Consider the following 18629-nt stretch of genomic DNA (forward strand, 5'->3'; position numbering starts at 1 on the left):
AAGCGTTCACCGCTCGGTGAGCGCTTCGGCCGGGAGATAGTCTTCGCTGTCGCGTTCGGCCAACCGCGCCCGCGTCGGCTCCAGGACGACGTTCACCACCGCCAGGACAGCCAGGGCGGCGGAGAAGGCGGTCGCCAGGTAGAGGCTGAACTTGGCGTCGCCCATGGCGTCGCTCAGCGCGCCCATCGCCAGGGGGGCGAGCACGGCGCTGGCGCAGGTGAAGAAGAGCAGCAGACCCGCGATCGCGCCGTGCTGCGACTTGGGGAAGCAGCTGATGCCCTTGGAATTGATCGTCGGATAGAGGACGGACATGAACAACCCCGACAGCGGCAAGGCGATCGCGCCGACGCCGCGGGGGCCGATCGCGCTGACCAGGAAGCAGGCCAGCACCCCGCCCGCGCTCAGGGCCACGACCACCGACCAGCCGAAGCGCGACAGGAGCCAGGCGCCCAGGAACCGGCCGGCCGCGCGCAGGACGAAGAAGATCGAGACCACGTAGAGCGCGAACCAGGCCAGGTCGCCCTCGTAGCCGCTCAGATAGGTCGGAGCCCAGACATAGACCGCCGCCTCGGCCGCCACGTAGAGCATCAGCGCAAGGCCGAACGCCAAGGCGAAGGGATCGCGCAGCAGACCCAGCGTCTGGCGCAGGCGAGGCTCCTGATCGACCTTGCGGGCGGGCGGCTTGGGATATTTGGCCATCGAGGCGGCGACCACCAGAACCCCGCAAAGCATCGCGGCGATGACGTAGAGCCACTTCCATTCGGCCCCCGAGGCCAGAAGCCAGGCGACGATCGCCGGCCCGATGATCGCGCCGATGCCGAAGAAGCCCTCAACCGTGTTCATCGTGGCCGCATGCTCGCGGGTCGAGCTGGAGATGTCGCCGATCAGCGCCAGGGCGCCGGCCTTGAACACGCCGATGCCGACGCCCGAGATGAACAACAGCCCCACGAAGAACAGGAAGTCATGGCCGACGGCGAACAGGGCCGATGACGCGCCGAACAGGATCAACCCGGCGATGATCGTCCACTTGCGGCCAAGCTGGTCGGCCAGGAAGCCGAGCGCCAGCGCCGCGATCGAGATGCCCGACATGGTGGCGTACTGAAAAGCGCCCCCCACGGTCATGCCCAGCGAGAACTGCTCGATCACCCGCGGGATGATCACCCCGACCGAGTCCGTCGTCATCGCGAACATCGCGAACATCAGATAGGTCAGCAGCTTCAGAAGCCGGGTGTTCTGGCGGGGCGAAACGGTCATGACCACACCCCCGCGGACAGGGTCCCCAAGCGGCCGATGACCGCCTTCCAGGCGGTTCTGAACTGACGCAAGACAATGTTCACGATTGTTCTCCCTGGCGGCGGGCTACGCGGCCCTCGGCCAAAATTTCGATCCGGTCGCGTCGCCGGTCAGCGGGTGAAGTGGCCAAGGTCGATCGACGAACCCATGGCCAGGTTCCCCGCGTCGTTGGGGTGGATGTGGTCGCCCGGATCGAAGTCGGCGCGCAGGCGCGGGGGTTTGGCCCCGTCGCGCACCGCCGCCTCGAAATCGGTGACCGCGTCGAACCGTCCGCTGGTCCTGATCCAGTGGTTGACGGCCTGGCGCATCGCTTCGCTTTCCGGCGTTTGCAGCCACAGCCCCTCGGTCGGCGTGATGGTCAGGCCCATGACCTTGATGCCGTGCAGGTGGGCCTTCTCGATGAACTGGTTGTAGCCGTCGATGATCTGTTCGGCGGTCGTGTGTTCGGCGGGCGGCGATCCCGGGATAACCGTCATGTTGATGTCGTTGACGCCCTCGAGCAGCGCGATCCACCGCACGCCGGGCCGGCTGAGGACGTCACGATCGAACCGCGCCAGGGCGCTGGAGCCCGCGCCGTCACGCCGGACGCGGTTGCCTGAAATGCCGACATTGATCACGCTCCAGCCTTGGGTCCGGGGGTCCGCGCGAAGCCGTCGACCCAGGACCTCGGGCCAGGTGGCGTGCGCGCCGGGCGTGGTGGCGAAGCCGTCGGTGATCGAGTCGCCAAACGCGACGATGACGCCCTTGGGAGCGTCGGCGAGGACTTCAACGCCCGCCAGCCAGAAATAGGAGCGCACCGTGTTGGGAGCGGACAAGGTGGTTGCGGCGGTGGCGTCGCCGTCGACGATGTAGGTGGGGTTCAGGCCGACCGGGTGAACCGTATGGCCCTCGGTCCCGGCGGGCACGTAAAGCGACACCGCCAGTTCCTGCTCGGCCGCCACCGTCAGGGCGACCGGGTCGCTGACGATCATCGCGCCGGGGGGAATTGTCACCGTGGTCTTGCCGCCGAAGGTCACCGCCCGATCCGAACTGGGGACGACGCCGGCCCCCTGGTCCCGGATGGCGACGTGGGCCGCGCCGATGATCAAAGGCGGGCGTCCTTGCGCGTTCGAAAGCTGTATGCGGACCGCTTTGCCCCCGAGGCTGGTCTGCATGATCATGCGGACGGTCTTGTCGGCCAGGGTGTCAGGATAGGGCACGATCGGGCGCGGCATCGACGACATCGACTTGATGACGGCGGCCGGCGGCGGCGGCACCTTCAGGGCGGGCGGCGGGGAAAGCTCCAGAGCCGTTCCCCACGAGCTGACCCAGCGCTCGCCGGCCCGTGGCGCGGCGGCTTTCTGGCCGCCGTTGACGGGTTCAGCGGCGAGGCCGGCGGTTGCGCCCAGAAGGCCGCCGGCGACGGCGAGGGCGATTAGCGGTTTCCACATGTCTTGCACCTGGCTGTCAAACTAGCGGGAGAGGGTCTTGTCGAAGAAATCAGCAATGACGTCGTAGGCCTCTCGAGATTCCGGCAGTTCGGAATTGTAGAGGAAGGCGTGGAACAGCCCGTCCCAGACGTGCAGGCGCGCATCCACCTTGGCCTTCACCAGCTGATTGTGGGAATAGGTCGCCGCGCTCAGCTCCATCGACCGGGTTCCGGTGATGAGCAGGGTCGGCGGAAAGCTCGCCAGCAGCTTGGGCGAGACTTCGGGATAGGCGCGCGGATCGTCGTCGGCGACGTCGCCCAGATAGGCGAAGCTCATGCCGCCGCGGGGCCGTCCATCGGCTGGGGGCGGCGGCGCGGGAAAGCCGTTGAGCGGGCCGGACACATAGGCGGAATCGCCGCTGACCAGCTTGCCCAGGGAGGCGCAGAGGACGCCGATGGCTCCGGGGCGGGGCAGATCATGGGTCTGGAACCATCCGATCGATTGCCCGGTCAGCATGCCGCCCGCCGAGCATCCGTAGAGGCCGATCTGCGAGGGCTTGTAGGTCTTCAGCACCTCCGCATAGACGGCCGCGATGTCTTCGGAAGCAGCCGGGAACTTGGCCTCCGGGCTCATGCGGTAGTCGATGCTGATGACCTTGACGCCCATCGTGGCGGCGATCGGGATGGATTCCACCAGCGCGGCGGTGTGCGCTCCGGACAGGAAGCCGCCGCCATGGATGTTGAGCAGCACCCGATGGGCGTTGCGGGGCGCCACGCCCTGGGCGGGCGTGACGACGTCGGTGAGCACGCCGCCGATGCGCTGGGCCTCGACCTTGACCGCGTAGCGCACCCGGATCGGCGTGAGGAACGTCTCCATGATCTCGTCTTGACGGCGGCGATATCCATTGATGTCGGCGCTCGCGCTGGGTCCGCCGGCGAAGGGTCGATCAACCAGGATGTGGCGGACATAGGCCTGGGCCTCGGGGCTGGTCCGATCCGAAAGCGGCACCGTCAGCCCGGTGATGGTCACCGCCCCCTGGGGCGTGACCTCCGTCGCGGCCGCCTGGGCGCCGCCGGCGGTCAGGCTCAGCGCGAGCATGGCGGCGGCCGTGAAGGTCCGGCTTCTGTCAACCATTTGAGAGGCTTTCGTTTCGTGTCGGGGCAAGGTCGCGGCCTGAAGCCCGCGCCTGGGAGCCGGGCTTCGACTGGCGGAGAACACGCGGACAGGACGCTGCGGCGCCGGGCGCAAGGGCGGTCGTCTTAAGCAATCGATTTTCGATCCTCGCCTCCCCTCGGCCCGTGGCTTGCGTCGCCTTCCTCTTCGGGAAGGCTTCCGCGTCCAATTCAATAAGCCCATTCGAACGGATTGCGCAATCGTTTGCTTTACGCCGCTTTGCGGCGCTGGAGCTTTCCGAAAATCCCTCGAGGAAGCGTCATAAGCGACCTGATCGGCCCACCGGAGAGCCCAAGTTGTCTTCACCGTGGCACCCCCGACCATCGACATCGTGCGCGCCGACGACGAGCCGGATCGAACTGACATCGACCGTGCGCCCTTTGCGGACCTTGGGGCGGCTCCACCGCCGGAGACTCCGTCCTCACATCGCCCGGGACCACGAGACGACGCTCTCGAAAAAGGCGCCGGTCCGCGACCCTCTTTCACCAAACAGACAGCCGCTCGGGCCGCCGCGAAGCGATAAGTTCGGGCATGTCGAATGCCGCATTCTTAAGTGAAATCGTAAGTTCGAGTCTGACCACGCTCCGCACGGACGCAAATATTCGTACATTTGAGACGGAACAAATGAAGTTCCCAATCGTTGTTTGTCTTGCAGGATTACGTGAACAACCCATTCACTTCCTGTTAATGTGCGAAAAGACTAAGGTCCTTACCGTCGGCAGCTCGAATAAGTGCTCGCATTCGCGAACGGTATTTGCCGAATAAATCGATCCTCCAGCCTTCTAACGTACGTGCTCTCCGCTGCGAGGGAGCCGTTGCGCCCTATTAACGCGGCAGTACTACGAGGCGGCTATGTTGCGATCGAGTCTAATCATGGCGGCGCTGTTGGCGGGCCAAAGCGCCCAGGCCCAGCAGCCGCCGCCCAGTGGGCAACTGCAGCAGATCCCGCCCGCCGCCGTCCCCCAAAGGCCCGCTCCCGACATCCGCATCGAACGGCCGGAACCGTCGACGGACGCCCTCCCCGAAGGCGCCCGGATCCGGGTGGACACCTTGCACGTCACGGGCGCGACCCTGTTCACCGAAGCGGACCTGGTGGCGGCGGCGGGCTTTGTCCCCGGACGCGATCTCAGCCTTCCCGAACTGCGCAACGCGGCCGCACGGATCACGCGCTTCTACAACGATCACGGCTATGTGCTGGCCCAGGCCTATCTGCCGGCGCAGAACGTCGTGGCCGGCACAGTGACCATCGCCATGATCGAAGGCCGTTACGGCGCGATCGACCTGCGCAATCAATCGGGTGTCTCCGACGCCGTGGTCGGCCGCACGCTGAAGGGTCTGAACCGCGGCGACCCGGTGGCGATCGCGCCGCTCGATCGACGCCTGCTGCTGTTGTCCGACATCCCCGGCGTCGTCGTCCACTCGACCCTGTCTCCGGGAGCCGAGGTGGGGTCTTCGGATCTCACCGTCGACCTGACCCGCGCGCCCCGCGTCTATGGCAGCCTCGAGGCCGACAACGCCGGCAATCGCTACACCGGCGCCTACCGGTTCGGCGGCTCGGTCAATGTCGCCAACCTGACCGGCCTGGGCGACCTGGCGAGCCTGCGCCTGCTGGCCTCGACCGAAGGTCTGGCCTACGGACGCGCCGCCTGGCAGGTCCCGGTCGGAGACGCCACCGTCGGCGTCGCCTACACCCACATGCAATATGACCTGGGCCACGAGTTCTCGGCGCTCGACGCCAGCGGCACGAGCGACATCGCCAGCCTGTTCGCCAGTTATCCGCTGATCCGGTCGCGAAACGCGAACCTCTACGTCCTGGGCAGTGTCGACGCCAAATTCCTCAGCGACGAAATCGGCCTTGTCTCCCAGAAGTCGGACAAGACCATCCGGGCCGTGACGGTGGGCCTGCGCGGAGATTCACGCGACGGGTTCGGCGGCGGCGGCTGGAACACCGGCTCGCTGCTCTGGACGTCCGGCGATCTCGACATCGAAAGCCCGCTCGAACGAGCCGCCGACGCGACGAGCGCGCGCTCGCAGGGCGGGTTCAACAAGCTGCAGTACGCCATTTCCAGACTTCAGACGGTCCACGGACCGCTGTCGGTCTATGGGTCGCTGCGCGGCCAGGTCGCCACCGACAATCTCGACAGTTCCGAAAAGATGGAGCTGGGCGGGGCCTATGGGGTGCGCGCCTATCCGGAAGGCGAGTCCTACGGCGACCAGGGCTACGTCGCGACGGTGGAGGCCCGCTGGTTGCTGGGCGCGTGGACGCGGCCCCTTCCGGGCCAGTTCCAGCTCATTGCATTCGCGGACGCCGGCGAGGTCGACTACGCCAAGCACCCCTGGTTCTCCGGCTCCAACCACGCCAAACGCAGCGGTGGCGGCGTCGGCGTCAACTGGTTCGGCCCGGACGACCTCAGCGTCCGCGTCGCCTACGCCCACCGCTTCAACGACCAGATTTCGACCTCGGGGCCGGACCGCAAGGGCCGCGTCTGGTTCCAGATCGTCAAGCTGTTCTGATGACGACGACGGCCGCCCCGCGCCTCACGCCTCTCCTGAAATGGACGTTCCGATGACCACACTCCGTCACACGACCGCCGGCCGCAGGGCCGCCCTCGCCGGCTCCAGCGGTCTGGCCAGGGTCGCGGCCCACGCCCTGATCGGCCTGGGCGCCGCGATGGCCCTGGGGGCGGCGGCGCAGGCCCAGACCCTGCCGACGGGCGGAACAGTCACCGTCGGCGGGGCGATCATCACCACCGGCCCCGGCGCGATGACGATCAACCAGTCGAGCCAGAACGCGGCGATCAACTGGCAGAGCTTCTCCATCGGCCAGGGCGGCAGCGTCGTCTTTGTCCAACCCAACACCGGCTCGGTGGCCCTGAACCGCGTGGTGGGTCCGGACGCATCGGCGATCCTGGGCAACCTGACCTCCAACGGCCAGGTGTTCCTGATCAATCCCAACGGCGTGCTGTTCGGACCGGGGGCTCAGGTCAATGTCGGCGGACTGGTCGCCTCCACCCTGGGCATGACCGACGCTGATTTCGCGGCCGGAAACTATCGGTTCTCGGGCAGCGGCGGGACCGTTCGAAACCAGGGCGCGATCGTCGCGGCGGGCGGCTTCGTCGCGCTGCTGGGCGGTCAGGTCAGCAACGACGGTCTGATCCAGGCCAACCTCGGCACGATCGCCCTGGCGTCAGGCCAGGCCATCACCCTCGACGTCGCCGGCGACGGCCTGCTCAATGTCGTGATCGACAAGGGCGCCGCCAATGCTCTGATCCAGAACAGCGGCATGCTTCAGGCCGACGGCGGCCGGGTGGTGATGACCGCACAGGGCGCGGGCGACCTGCTCCGCACGGTGGTGAACAATACCGGCGTCATCCAGGCGCGAACGATCAGTCAGCGTAACGGGACCATCCTCCTGCTGGGCGACATGCCGAGCGGGACGTTGAACGTGGCCGGCGTCCTTGACGCCGGTGCGCCGGGCGGCGGCGACGGCGGGTTCATCGAGACCTCGGCCGGCAGCGTGAACATCGCGACCACGGCCCGGATCACCACGGACGCCCCCACGGGCGTGACTGGGACCTGGCTGATCGATCCGGCCAACTTCACCATTGGCTCGGGCGGCAATATCTCCGGGGCCACGCTGTCCGGCCAGTTGGTCACCACCAATGTCGTGATCAGCACGATGACGGGTCCGGGCGCCGCCCTTCCGGGCGATGGAGACATCATCGTCAATGACGCGATCGCCTGGACCGCGTCATCCACGCCGACCACCCTCACGCTGAACGCCAACCGCGACATCAACATCAACGCCCCGATCTCCGCCACCAACGGCAATCTCGTGGCCTGTTGCGGGCGCGACGTGAACGTCAACGCCGACATCGTCACGGTGAACGGCAGCGTCCTGCTGAACGCCGGCCAGAACGTCAACGTGTTCCATGCGATCACCACCACGGACGGCAACATCGCCCTGTGCGCCGGACATGACCTCCATATCGACGCCGCCGTCACCTTGACCCGCGGCAGCACCATTCCGGCCCAGAGCCTGGGCCTGCCTGTCGGCCTGACCCTGATCGCCGGCGCGGATGGGACGGGCCCGGGCGTGGCCGGCGGCACGATCATCTTCAGCCCGGTGGCGCCGCCCATCACGGTCACGGCCACCCTGGCCACGATCAACTACAACCCGGTCTCCTACGCGGCGCCGTCGGACTTCTCGACCCGCTTCACCCTGACCGGGGGCGCGGCGCTGACGCAGCGGATGCTGCTGTTCCCGGACGCGAGCCGGGTGTTCGACGGCGGGACAGCCGCCACCCTGTCCGGCTTCAGGACCACGGCGACCTCGGGACTGCCCACGGGCGTCACCCTGGTGGCGGGCCCTGGCGCGAACGCGGCCTTCGATTCGTCCGGCCCCGGTTCGGACATCGGGATCACCTACAGCGGCTACACCCTGGCCGGGGCGAACGCCGACCGATACGCCCTGGCCGGCTTCTGCTGCGTGTCGACCCAGAGAACACGAGGAACGATCTCGGCCGTCGGCACAACGCCTCCGCCGGTGGGGACGCCGGGAACGCCGGGAACGCCTGGGACGCCTGGGACGCCCGGGACGCCGGGGAGGCCGACCGTCGGCCACTACCCGGTGATCATCACGCCAATCCTCGTCTCGGCTCTACCGCCCGGCCTGCCCGTCGACGTGGTGGATGGAGGCGTGCGGATGCCTCCATACGAATCGCCCCCCGCCCCTCCACCGGTGGAAGAGGTCGTTCAGCCGCCCGCGCCGGTCGCGCCGCCTCCGCCGGTTCCTGTCTATCCCCGCAAGCAGGATCGCAACTGACCATGCCATGGCCAGCGCGTCCGCGCCCGAGGTCCGTCCGCCCCCCCGCACCGGGATTCTGGGCGACGGGGGCGGGGCTGATCTTGGGGCTCGCCTTCGTTCCGGTCAGCCTGGCCGCCGAGCCCAACCACGCGGCGGTCGCCCCCGGCGGCGGCGTGGAGGTCCTCGCCTCGTCCGCGGCCAACGAGGTTGAGGCCTGGGTGCGCAAGACGGCCGACAATCAGGGACTGCCCTTTCTGATCATCGACAAGGTCAGCGCGCAGGTTCTGGTCTTCGACCCCCAGGGCCGGCGGCTGGGGGCCGCGCCCGCCTTGCTGGGCCTTGCGCGTGGCGATGTCTCGCCGCCCGGCATAGGCCATCGCCCCCTGTCGGCCATCACTGCGGAGGAACGCATCACCCCGGCCGGCCGGTTCCTGGCCTCGATCGGCGAGAACATCAGCGGCAAGGGCATTCTGTGGATCGACTATGACGCCGCCCTGTCCCTGCACCCGGTCGTCACGACCCGGGCGGCCGATCGGCGACTGGAGCGCCTGGCCACCGCCGCACCCGACGACAATCGGATCTCTTATGGGTGCGTGAACGTGCCGGTGAGGTTCTACGACGAGATCGTCCAGACCACGTTCAAGGGCACGATGGGTGTGGTCTATATCCTGCCGGAGTCTCGATCCCCTGCGGAGGTGTTTTTCGCGGTTCCGAAAGGCGTCGCACCGCTCTCCAGCGCAGCGCACCGTGAACACGCCCTCGCGCCCGAGGCTTCCTCCCCACCGAGCACCTCACCCGGCAAGCCGCCAACCCAATGAGACGTTTCAGCGACGGCGGCTCACGCCGCCAAACCGGTGACGGCGCGAGCGCGCCGATCACAGCCTGCCCCGCGCCGTGGCCCGGACTTTCGCACCGCTTCGGAAACACGACCTTCGAACATCAGGCCTCGCCAGGCGGAACCTTTACCGGCGTGCATCGTTAGTGGCTCCGCGCGGAGGGGCGCGGTCGGGATTTCGGATGTGCTTGAGTGTTTCATACAAGTCAGGATCGGCGGGAGAAGCCTCCAGTCGCGCGATCCACGGCCGCCTTGCCTGACTGGCCCGTTCAATGACCGTGTCGTCACCACGCCAGTCCACGCCGCCTTGAGCGCCGAGCGCGGGCGCTAAAACCTTCAGGATCGCCTGCTTCTGGTCCCAGCCACGCAAGCAGCATCGAACACCTACGATTTCGAGAACCCCATGTCGCTGAACGAACCTCGTCGTGCGTCCACCCTCAAAACAAAAGTGGAGCAGTGGACGACGCTCGGGCTGACGCTCGTGCTGACCTTCTTCCTCCTCAGCGGGATCACCGCCTACCGCAACATCGAGGTTCTGCGGAGCGACAGCGAGAAGATCTGGCATACGCACGAGGTGTTGGTCTCGCTCGACGAGCTTCTTTCGACCACCCAGGACGCGGAGACCGGCCAGCGCGGCTACCTGCTGACCGGCAACGACCGGTATCTGGAGCCGTATCAGACCGCGGTCAGCGCCGTCGGCTCGCGCATCGAAGAGGTCGCCGCGCTCACGAAGGACAATCCCGCGCAACGGGCCAATCTCGGCCCGCTCAGACACCACCTCGACGCCAAGCTCCGCGAGCTCGCCGAGACCGTCGACCTGCGGCGCACCAAGAGCGCAGAGGCCGCCCTCGCCGTCGTCACCACCGACCGTGGCAAGAGCGAAATGGACGCGATCCGGGCGCAGCTCAATGTCATGCGTCAGGAAGAAAATCGCCTGCGCGACATCCGCCTGGCCGAGATGGACTCCGCCTACAAGACGGCCCTGATCAGCGGCGTGCTGTCGGGCCTGCTGGGCGCGGCTTTGACCGTCGCGGTGTTCACCCTCATCCGCCGCAGCGCCCGCGCCCGAGCGCGGCAGGAATGGCTGCAGTCGGGACAGGTCGGCCTCTCGGAGGCGATGATGGGCGACAAGTCGGTCGAGGCGTTGAGCGACAGCATCCTGAACTTCCTGGCCCGCCACCTCGGCTTCCAGGCCGGCGCCGTGTTCAAGGGCGAGAAAGGCCATTTCCATCGCACCGCGGCCCTGGGCATTCCGGCCGACGCCGAGGTGACCGTCCGCTTCAATCTCAAGGAAGGCCTCCTGGGCAAGGTCGCGGCCGACGGAAAGCCGATGATCATCCGCGACGTGCCCGAAGGCTATCTGACCATCGGTTCGGCGCTGGGCCGCGACAAGCCCAGACACCTCGTGCTGGCGCCGACCCATGCCGACGAAGTCGTCAACGCCGTCATCGAACTGGGCTTCCTGCACCCCGTCGACGATCTGGTTCTCGAGCTTCTGGATCAGGCCTCGGGGTCCATCGGCATCGCGCTGCGTTCGGCGCGCTATCGCGCGGAGCTGCAGGACGTGCTGGAGGAAACCCAGCGCCAGGCCGAGGAGCTGCAGGTCCAAAGCGAGGAGCTGCGGGTTTCCAACGAGGAGCTGGAGGAGCAAGGCCGGGCCCTGAAGGAATCTCAAGTCCGGCTGGAGCAGCAGCAAGTCGAGCTGGAGCAGACCAACAGCCAGCTGGAAGAGCAGGCGCAGATCCTGGAGACCCAGCGCGACGACCTCGAACGCACCAGCGCCGCGGTGGCCCTGAAGGCGCGGGAGCTGGAACAGGCCAGCCAGTACAAGTCCGACTTCCTGGCCAACATGTCCCACGAGCTGCGCACGCCGCTCAATTCCCTGCTGATCCTTTCCAAGCTGCTGGGCGACAACGCCGACGGCAATCTTTCCGGCGAGCAAGTGAAGTTCGCCCAGACCATCCAGTCGTCGGGCAACGACCTGCTGACCCTGATCAACGACATCCTCGACCTGTCGAAGATCGAGGCGGGCCACGTCGAGGTCCGCCCCGAAAACGTGCCGCTTCAGCGGCTGACGGGCGATCTGCGCCAGTTGTTCCAGCCCGTCGCGGACGAGCGGAAACTGGATTTCGAAATCACCGTCGCGGAAGATTGCCCGGCGCTGATCGAAACCGATCGCCAGCGCCTTGAGCAGATCCTCAAGAACCTGCTGTCGAACGCCTTCAAGTTCACCGAGGCCGGCGGCGTGCGGTTGGCGATCTCGGCAGCGGGCGCGGACAGGGTCGCCTTCGCGGTGACCGACACCGGCATCGGCATTCCGCACGAGCAGCAGCTCAGCATCTTCGAGGCCTTCCGCCAGGCCGACGGCACGATCAGCCGCAGATACGGCGGCACGGGCCTGGGCCTGTCGATCTCGCGGGAGCTTTCGCGCCTGCTGGGCGGAGCGGTCACGCTGGAGAGCCGGGTTGGAGAAGGCAGCACCTTCACCATCACCATCCCCCGCACCTATGACCCGACGCATGTGGCGGCCCGTGAGCAGCCCTCCCCGGTCGAGATGGCCCCCTCGCCCGCTCCGGCGCGCGCGCGGCGGTCCAAGCCTCTGATCCAGACGGTCGACGACGATCGCGACCAACTGGCCGGCGCCCGCCGCGTGCTCCTCGTTGTCGAGGACGACGACAAGTTCGCCGCCATCGTGCGCGACCTCTCTCGCGAACTGGGCTTCCAGTGCCTGGTGGCCGGCACCGCCGAGGAGGCGTTGAAGCTGGCCAGGCAGTTCAAGCCCAGCGCCGTGGTGCTCGACGTGGGCTTGCCGGATGAATCGGGCCTGATGGTCCTGGACCGCCTCAAGCGCGACGACGCGACCCGGCACATCCCGATCCATGTCATCTCGGCCGCCGACCACAGCCAGACCGCCCTGTCGCTCGGCGCGATCGGCTACATGGTCAAGCCGGTCAAGCGCGACGATCTGGCCGAGGTCCTCAGGACCCTGCAGGAGAAGCTGACGAGCACGGTGCGGCGGGTGCTGATCGTCGAGGACGACGACGTCCAGCGCGATGCGGTCGGCAAGCTGCTGTCGTCGGGCGACGTCGAAACCGTCGGCGTCGGCACGGCGGCCGAATGCCTGGAGCAGCTCAAGCAGCAGACCTTCGACTGCATGGTGCTGGACCTGTCCCTGCCGGACGCCTCGGGCTTCTCGCTGCTGGAAACCCTCAGCCAGAGCGGCGACCACGCCTTCCCGCCGGTCATCGTCTATACTGGCCACGACCTGTCGGCGGACGACGAGCAACGGCTTCGCCGCTATTCCAGCTCGATCATCATCAAGGGCGCCAAGTCGCCCGAGCGCCTGCTCGACGAGGTGTCGCTGTTCCTGCACCAGGTGGTGTCAGAACTGCCGGCCGAGCAGCAGAAGATGATCAAGAAGGCCCGCAATCGCGACGCCGTCCTGGAAGGCCGCCGGGTCCTGATCGTCGAGGACGACATCCGCAACGTCTATTCGCTGACCAACGTCCTGGAGCCCCGCGGCGCCGTCGTCGAGATCGCCCGCAACGGCCAGGAAGCCATCGACGCCCTGGCCCGGTCCGCCGGGGATCCGTCGCGCGCCATCGACCTGGTGCTGATGGACGTGATGATGCCGGTCATGGACGGCCTGACGGCGACCCGGCAGATCCGCGGCGACGCCCAATGGGCCAAGCTTCCGATCCTGATGCTGACCGCCAAGGCCATGCCCGACGACCAGGAGCGCTGCATCGCCGCCGGCGCCAACGACTACATGGCCAAGCCCATCGACGTGGACAAGCTGCTCTCGCTCGTCCGGGTCTGGATGCCGAGATAGGCTGGACCGTTGCCCGAACGCGTTGAAGACCTCGAGATCCAGCTGCTGCTGGAGGCGCTTTACCAGCGCTACCACTATGATTTCCGCCACTATGCGCGGGCGTCGATCAAGCGACGGCTGGTGCAGGCGCGCGTTCAGCTGGGCTTCGCGAGCATCTCGGCGCTGCAGGATCGCGTGCTGCACGATCCGGCCATGCTGCCGCGCCTGCTCGACTATCTCACCGTCCAGGTGAGCGAGATGTTCCGCGACCCCTCCTACTTCCGGGCGCTGCGCGAAAAGGTGCTGCCGCACTTGCGGACCTATCCGTCGCTGAAGGTCTGGATCGCCGGCTGCAGCAACGGCGAGGAGCTCTATTCGCTGGCCATCCTCTTTCGGGAGGAAGGCCTCTACGAACGGACGCTGTTCTACGCGACCGACATCAATCCCGAAGCGCTCGCCGCCGCCGAGGCCGGCGTCTACGCCCTTGATCGGGTCCGCAAGTTCACAGAGAACCACCGGATGTCCGGCGGCAGGTCGTCGCTGTCGGACTACTACACCGCCGACTACGGGCGGGCGGTGTTCGACAAGACGCTGCGCAGCCGCGTGGTCTTTTCCGACCACAGCCTGGTCACCGACGCGGTCTTCGCCGAGATGCACCTCATTTCGTGCCGCAATGTGATGATCTACTTTGATCGCCAGCTTCAGGACCGGGCCATCGGCCTTTTCCGGGAGTCGCTCGCGCGCAAGGGTTTCCTGGGTCTCGGGTCGAAGGAGAGCCTGCGCTTTTCCGCCCATGCCGGCGCCTTCGCCGACTTCGTCCCCGAAGAGAAGATCTATCAGAGGCGCGAGCCGTGACCGAACCGGCCCCCATCAAGGCGGTCGTGATCGGCGCGTCCGCCGGCGCGGTGCAGGCGCTGCAGGCCGTGCTGCCCACCCTGCCCGCCAACTATGCGCTTCCCGTGCTGGTGGTCGTGCACGTCCCCCCGAGGCGCTCCAACGTTCTGCTGCCGCTCTTCCAGGCCAAGTGCCGGATTCCGGTGAAAGAAGCCGAGGACAAGGAGCAGGGAGTGGGCGGCGTGATCTACTTCGCGCCATCGGACTATCACCTGCTCGTCGAGACGGACGGGACCCTTGCCTTGTCGGCTGACGAGGCCGTGAATTATTCCCGCCCCTCCATCGACGTTCTGTTCGAAAGCGCCGCGGACGCCTACGGCCAGGGGCTGGTCGGCGTCATCCTGACGGGGGCCAACAACGACGGCACCGCGGGTCTGAAAGCGGTCGTGGAGGCCGGCGGTGTGGCGATCGTCGAGGATCCCGCCGACGCCTATGCCTCGGCCATGCCCTACGCCGCCCTGGAGGCGTGCCCGACCGCGACGTCCATGAACCTGGGCGCCATAGCCTTGTATCTATCGAGTTTGGGGACCGCATGATGGTCGCGGAAAAGCCGATCAACTTCCTCCTCGTCGATGATCTCGAAGAGAACCTGCTGGCTCTCGAAGCGCTGCTGCAGCGCGACGGCCTGACCTGCCTCAAGGCGCGCTCGGGCGAGCAGGCGCTGGAGCTCCTCCTCATCCACGACGTCGCGCTCGCCCTGCTCGACGTTCAAATGCCTGGAATGGACGGTTTCCAGCTCGCCGAGTTCATGCGCGGCAACGAGCGCGCGCGCCATATCCCCATCATCTTCGTCACGGCCGGCAGCGCGGACCTCCAGCGCCGCTTCCGCGGCTACGAAGCCGGAGCGGTCGACTTCATCCAGAAGCCGATCGAGCCGAAGGCCCTCCGCAGCAAGGCCAATGTGTTCTTCGACCTGCACCAGCAGCGCCAGCAGATCGAACGCCAGCGCGACGAGCTGGAAGCGGCCGCCCAGGCTCTGCAACGAGCCGATCGCCACAAGGACAACTTCCTGGCGGTCCTGGCTCACGAACTACGCAATCCCGTCGCGGCCCTGAGCGGCGGCCTTCATCTGTTGGACAAGGACATCTCGCCCGAACGGTCCAAGGACATCCGGGCGCGCATGGACCGGATGCTCACTCACCTTTCGCACCTGGTCGACGACCTGCTCGACGTTTCGCGGGTCAACCAGGGCAAGATCTCGCTGAAGACCGAGCGGATCGAGCTGAGCCAGATCCTCCAGTCCGCGATCGAGGCCAGCCAGCACTATGTCGACGCAGGAGGCCATCGCTTCACGACCGATATTCCCGACGAGCCGATCCTGCTGGACGCCGACCACACGCGCTTGGCCCAGGTCGTGGTCAACCTGCTCAACAACGCCGCCAAATACACGCCTCACGGCGGAGAGATATCTCTGTCGGCCAGGAGCTTTGAGGGCGTGGCCGAAATCAGGGTCGTGGACACGGGCGTGGGCATCCCACCCGAAATGCAGTCGGGAATCTTCGAGATTTTCGCGCAGGTCGAGGATCATCTGACCAAGGCGCAGGGCGGTCTCGGAATTGGCCTGGCGCTGGTCAAGCAGCTCGTCGCGCTTCATGGTGGCACGATCCATGTGGAGAGCGCCGGTCGGGACATGGGCAGCATCTTCAGCGTCAGGATTCCACTCGCCGTCGGTCCGCCGACCCTGGACGCCTGATCCGGCGGTTCCGGAAAGGCGACCTTCGGACCGGCGCCCGACCGGCAAGGATTGACCCTGCGGATCGGCGATTGCGTCAACCTCGGGCCGGATGCCGTTCGGCCATGTAGCGCCCCGGGGAAGCGCCAAGCGCCTTTCGAAACATGGTCACGAAGCTGGGCGTGCTCTCGTAACCGAGGTCGGCCGCGACCGCCTGGATCGAAGCGCCGCCGGCCAGCCACTTCACGGCCAGCACGACGCCCAGTTGCTGGCGCCAGCGCCCGAAGCTCATGCCGGTTTCCCGGGCGATCAGGCGCATCAGGGTTCGCTCGCTCAGGCCGGCCCGCTTGGCCCAGCTGTCCAGGGTTCCCCTCGCCGCCGGCGAGGCCATCATCTCATCGACGATCTTGCGCAGGCGAGGGTCGGCCGGCATCGGCAGGTGAAGGTCTTCGACTTTCGCCGCGGCCAACTCGTCGAGCAGCACCGACACCAGCCGTGAGTTGGCGCCGCCTTCCTCGTAGAGGTAGGGCAGGTGCGCCGCGCGGGTCAGCAGCTCGCGCAGCAAGGGCGTCACCGACACCGCGCAGCACGCCTTGGGCAGGGCCGCGCCGACATCCGGATCGATGAAGGCGTTGTAGCCTTCAAGCGCGCCGCTGGCCTTGACGGCGTGCAGCGCCTCGCCCGGGATCCAGAGGGCGCTGCGCGGCGGCACGACCCACAGGCCGCCCTCGACCTCGCAGCTGAGCGCGCCCCGCTGCACCAGGATGATCTGTCCCTTCCTGTGGCGATGATGGTCGATCTCGACCCCTCCTCCGTCGTCCATCGCCGCGCCGAAGGCCACGATGGGACGAGGCACCTCGTCAGGTTCGATCCAGTCGTCTTCCGCGTCCGCGATGTTCAGGATCGGCATGTCGCGCGTCCAGGTCGGCTGATGGCGGGATTGGATAACATTCTGTCCATCCTTCGGAATGACGCCAGACCCGCTCCCGGCTATCCGATCAGCCAGAAGAAGTCGAGACCGCGTCGGCTTCGCGCATCGCAAAGGAAGCCTCGTGACCACACTGGCCGGCGAACGGGTCGCTAAGGTGTTGACCAAGCTGCATCGGGACGCCGAGGCTTCCGACCGCGAACATGTCGAAGCCATGATGTCGTCCCTCGGGGCGCCGGGCGCATCGATGGAAGACTTGATCGCCGGCCTCCTGGCGGAAGAGCGCTCGGACTACCGGGCGGTCTATCATCGCTATGCCGGCAACTATCTGGCGGTCACCCCGACCTATGGGCGGTTTCTCTACGCGATGGCGCGGGCCTGCAAGGCGACCCGCATCGTCGAGTTCGGCACCTCGATGGGGATCTCGACGATCTATCTGGCCGCCGCCCTGCGCGACAATGGCGGCGGGCGGCTCGTCGGTTCTGAATTCGAGCCCGGCAAGGTGGCGCGCGCCCGCGCCAACCTCGAGGCCGCGGGCCTGGGTGATCTGGTCGAGATCCGTGAAGGCGATGCGCGCGAGACGCTGAAGGACGCCGGCGGAGAGGTCGATCTGCTGCTGGTGGACGGCGCCTTCTCGCTCTACCTGCCGGTGCTCAAGCTGGTCGAGCCCTACCTGCGGCCCGGCGCCGTCGTCCTGGGCGAGAACGCCTTCGACCCGGACTATCTCGACTATGTCCGCGACCCCGCCAACGGCTACCTCGCCCAGACGCTGCCGCTCGACGAAGGTCGCGGCAACGAGTTCGCCGTGCGGGTGGGCTGATGGCGAAGATGACCTTGTCCCTGCGCCCGAAGCCCAAGCCGCCCGGGCGGCTGAGCCAGGCGCTGACGCGCCTTTTGATGAAGCGCGCGACCATCGTCGCCGTCGAGCCGCTGGCCCCTGGCTTCCGGCTGATCACCCTGGAGGGGCCGGCCCTGGCGGGCGTGAACTGGACGCCGGGCCAAAAGATCCAGATCGCCATGGGCTCGGCGTTCGTGGCGCGCACCTATACGCCGATGGCCTGGGACGGTTCGGCGGGGCGAACCCAGCTTCTCGGCTACGCGCATGGCGACGGGCCAGGCAGCGCCTGGCTTCAAGCGCTCGAAGCCGGCGCCGAATGCGACATCTTCGGTCCGCGCCCCTCGCTGGATGTCGCGGGCCTGGCAGGACCGGTCGCCGTCTTCGGTGACGAAACCTCGATGGGCCTGGCCCACGCGCTGGCCGCGGGGGACGGCGCCCGAACCCTCTCATGCGCCTTTGAGGTCGGCGACGTCGAAAACGCCAAGGCGGTCGCGATACGCCTGGGCCTGTCCGACGCCGTGCTGTTCAAAAGGTCTCCCGACGATGCGCATCTCGAGGCGATGGCGGCTGTGCTCGCCTCACAGGTCGCCACCGGCGCGTCTTTCGTTCTCACCGGAAGGGCGGGTGCGATCCAAAAGCTTCGCCAGGGCCTGAAGCTGCATGAAGTCTCATCGGGGCGCATCGCCACCAAGGCCTATTGGGCGCCCGGCAAGGTCGGTTTGGATTGACGCCGATCCCGTGACGGTCAGTGGAATTCTCGGTCCCGATGCTGGAGCCCTGGCGCGAACCCTTCCCGAGCCACCGCCTGTGCTTTCCTCAACGGTCCGCGACGGCGCTTCGGCCACTTAATCAGCTTATCCAATGGGCGGCGAAATCAATGAGCCAATAAGAACTTGGCGGACTTGGCGCGGCTAGACCACGCTCGATGTGAAGAGGCGTTAGTTCGCAAGCAAGTGTCCCGCGCCGCCC

General features: G+C 67.1%; 13 protein-coding genes. 9 read left to right on the forward strand and 4 right to left on the reverse strand.

Going from position 1 to position 18629, the window contains the following annotated elements; genetic code table 11:
* Positions 1-6: 6 nt before the first annotated feature.
* The 3 genes from WAL33_RS08315 to WAL33_RS08325 form a co-directional block, all read right to left on the reverse strand.
* Positions 7-1254, reverse strand: a complete 1248-nt coding sequence (locus tag WAL33_RS08315; RefSeq protein ID WP_422180324.1) for an MFS transporter — start codon at positions 1252-1254, stop codon at positions 7-9.
* A 149-nt stretch (positions 1255-1403) separates the two neighbouring features.
* Positions 1404-2723, reverse strand: a complete 1320-nt coding sequence (locus tag WAL33_RS08320; protein ID WP_422180326.1) for an SGNH/GDSL hydrolase family protein — start codon at positions 2721-2723, stop codon at positions 1404-1406.
* A 21-nt stretch (positions 2724-2744) separates the two neighbouring features.
* On the reverse strand, positions 2745-3836 hold the full coding sequence (locus WAL33_RS08325; protein WP_422180328.1) for an alpha/beta hydrolase: 1092 nt from the start codon (positions 3834-3836) through the stop codon (positions 2745-2747).
* Positions 3837-4748: 912 nt separating this feature from the next.
* Here WAL33_RS08325 and WAL33_RS08330 point away from each other — a divergent pair.
* The 7 genes from WAL33_RS08330 to WAL33_RS08360 all read left to right on the forward strand — a co-directional run bounded on the left by WAL33_RS08330 (position 4749) and on the right by WAL33_RS08360 (position 15915).
* Positions 4749-6389, forward strand: coding sequence for a ShlB/FhaC/HecB family hemolysin secretion/activation protein (locus WAL33_RS08330; protein ID WP_422180330.1), 1641 nt, complete (start codon positions 4749-4751; stop codon positions 6387-6389).
* 52 nt (positions 6390-6441) lie between these two features.
* Positions 6442-8700, forward strand: coding sequence for a filamentous hemagglutinin N-terminal domain-containing protein (locus WAL33_RS08335; protein ID WP_422180331.1), 2259 nt, complete (start codon positions 6442-6444; stop codon positions 8698-8700).
* Positions 8701-8783: 83 nt separating this feature from the next.
* The gene (locus WAL33_RS08340) at positions 8784-9500 is read left to right on the forward strand and encodes a L,D-transpeptidase (protein ID WP_422180333.1); all 717 of its coding nucleotides are present in this window, start codon (positions 8784-8786) and stop codon (positions 9498-9500) included.
* Between the two features lie 420 nt (positions 9501-9920).
* Positions 9921-13349, forward strand: a complete 3429-nt coding sequence (locus WAL33_RS08345; RefSeq protein ID WP_422180335.1) for a response regulator — start codon at positions 9921-9923, stop codon at positions 13347-13349.
* 9 nt (positions 13350-13358) lie between these two features.
* On the forward strand, positions 13359-14183 hold the full coding sequence (locus WAL33_RS08350; RefSeq protein WP_422180337.1) for a CheR family methyltransferase: 825 nt from the start codon (positions 13359-13361) through the stop codon (positions 14181-14183).
* Positions 14180-14758, forward strand: a complete 579-nt coding sequence (locus WAL33_RS08355) for a chemotaxis protein CheB (protein WP_422180339.1) — start codon at positions 14180-14182, stop codon at positions 14756-14758. Before WAL33_RS08350 ends, WAL33_RS08355 begins: the two co-directional genes overlap by 4 nt.
* Positions 14689-15915 carry a hybrid sensor histidine kinase/response regulator gene (locus WAL33_RS08360; RefSeq protein ID WP_422180341.1) on the forward strand — a complete coding sequence of 409 codons (1227 nt, stop codon included), beginning with the start codon at positions 14689-14691 and terminating at the stop codon, positions 15913-15915. The genes WAL33_RS08355 and WAL33_RS08360 overlap by 70 nt, the downstream gene beginning before the upstream one ends.
* Before the next feature lie 76 nt (positions 15916-15991).
* Here WAL33_RS08360 and WAL33_RS08365 read toward each other — a convergent pair whose 3' ends face one another.
* Positions 15992-16804: an AraC family transcriptional regulator gene (locus tag WAL33_RS08365; protein ID WP_422180344.1), complete on the reverse strand. Its 813-nt coding sequence runs from the start codon at positions 16802-16804 to the stop codon at positions 15992-15994.
* Between the two features lie 142 nt (positions 16805-16946).
* Here WAL33_RS08365 and WAL33_RS08370 point away from each other — a divergent pair, with 142 nt between their 5' ends.
* Entirely contained in the window at positions 16947-17642 is a 696-nt protein-coding gene (locus WAL33_RS08370; RefSeq protein WP_422180346.1) for an O-methyltransferase, read from the forward strand.
* Positions 17643-17656: 14 nt separating this feature from the next.
* The gene (locus WAL33_RS08375; RefSeq protein WP_422180348.1) at positions 17657-18388 is read left to right on the forward strand and encodes a siderophore-interacting protein; all 732 of its coding nucleotides are present in this window, start codon (positions 17657-17659) and stop codon (positions 18386-18388) included.
* Positions 18389-18629: the final 241 nt, after the last annotated feature.

The organism is Caulobacter sp. (assembly GCF_049283275.1).
Classification (GTDB): domain Bacteria; phylum Pseudomonadota; class Alphaproteobacteria; order Caulobacterales; family Caulobacteraceae; genus Caulobacter.

What these genes read in the sequence shown, in the direction of transcription:
- WAL33_RS08315 (WP_422180324.1), bottom strand. Translation starts at nt 1,254, where the DNA reads ATGACCGTTTCGCCCCGCCAGAACACCCGGCTTCTGAAGCTGCTGACC.
- WAL33_RS08320 (WP_422180326.1), bottom strand. Translation starts at nt 2,723, where the DNA reads ATGTGGAAACCGCTAATCGCCCTCGCCGTCGCCGGCGGCCTTCTGGGC.
- WAL33_RS08325 (WP_422180328.1), bottom strand. Translation starts at nt 3,836, where the DNA reads ATGGTTGACAGAAGCCGGACCTTCACGGCCGCCGCCATGCTCGCGCTG.
- WAL33_RS08330 (WP_422180330.1), top strand. Translation starts at nt 4,749, where the DNA reads ATGGCGGCGCTGTTGGCGGGCCAAAGCGCCCAGGCCCAGCAGCCGCCG.
- WAL33_RS08335 (WP_422180331.1), top strand. Translation starts at nt 6,442, where the DNA reads ATGACCACACTCCGTCACACGACCGCCGGCCGCAGGGCCGCCCTCGCC.
- WAL33_RS08345 (WP_422180335.1), top strand. Translation starts at nt 9,921, where the DNA reads ATGTCGCTGAACGAACCTCGTCGTGCGTCCACCCTCAAAACAAAAGTG.
- WAL33_RS08365 (WP_422180344.1), bottom strand. Translation starts at nt 16,804, where the DNA reads ATGCCGATCCTGAACATCGCGGACGCGGAAGACGACTGGATCGAACCT.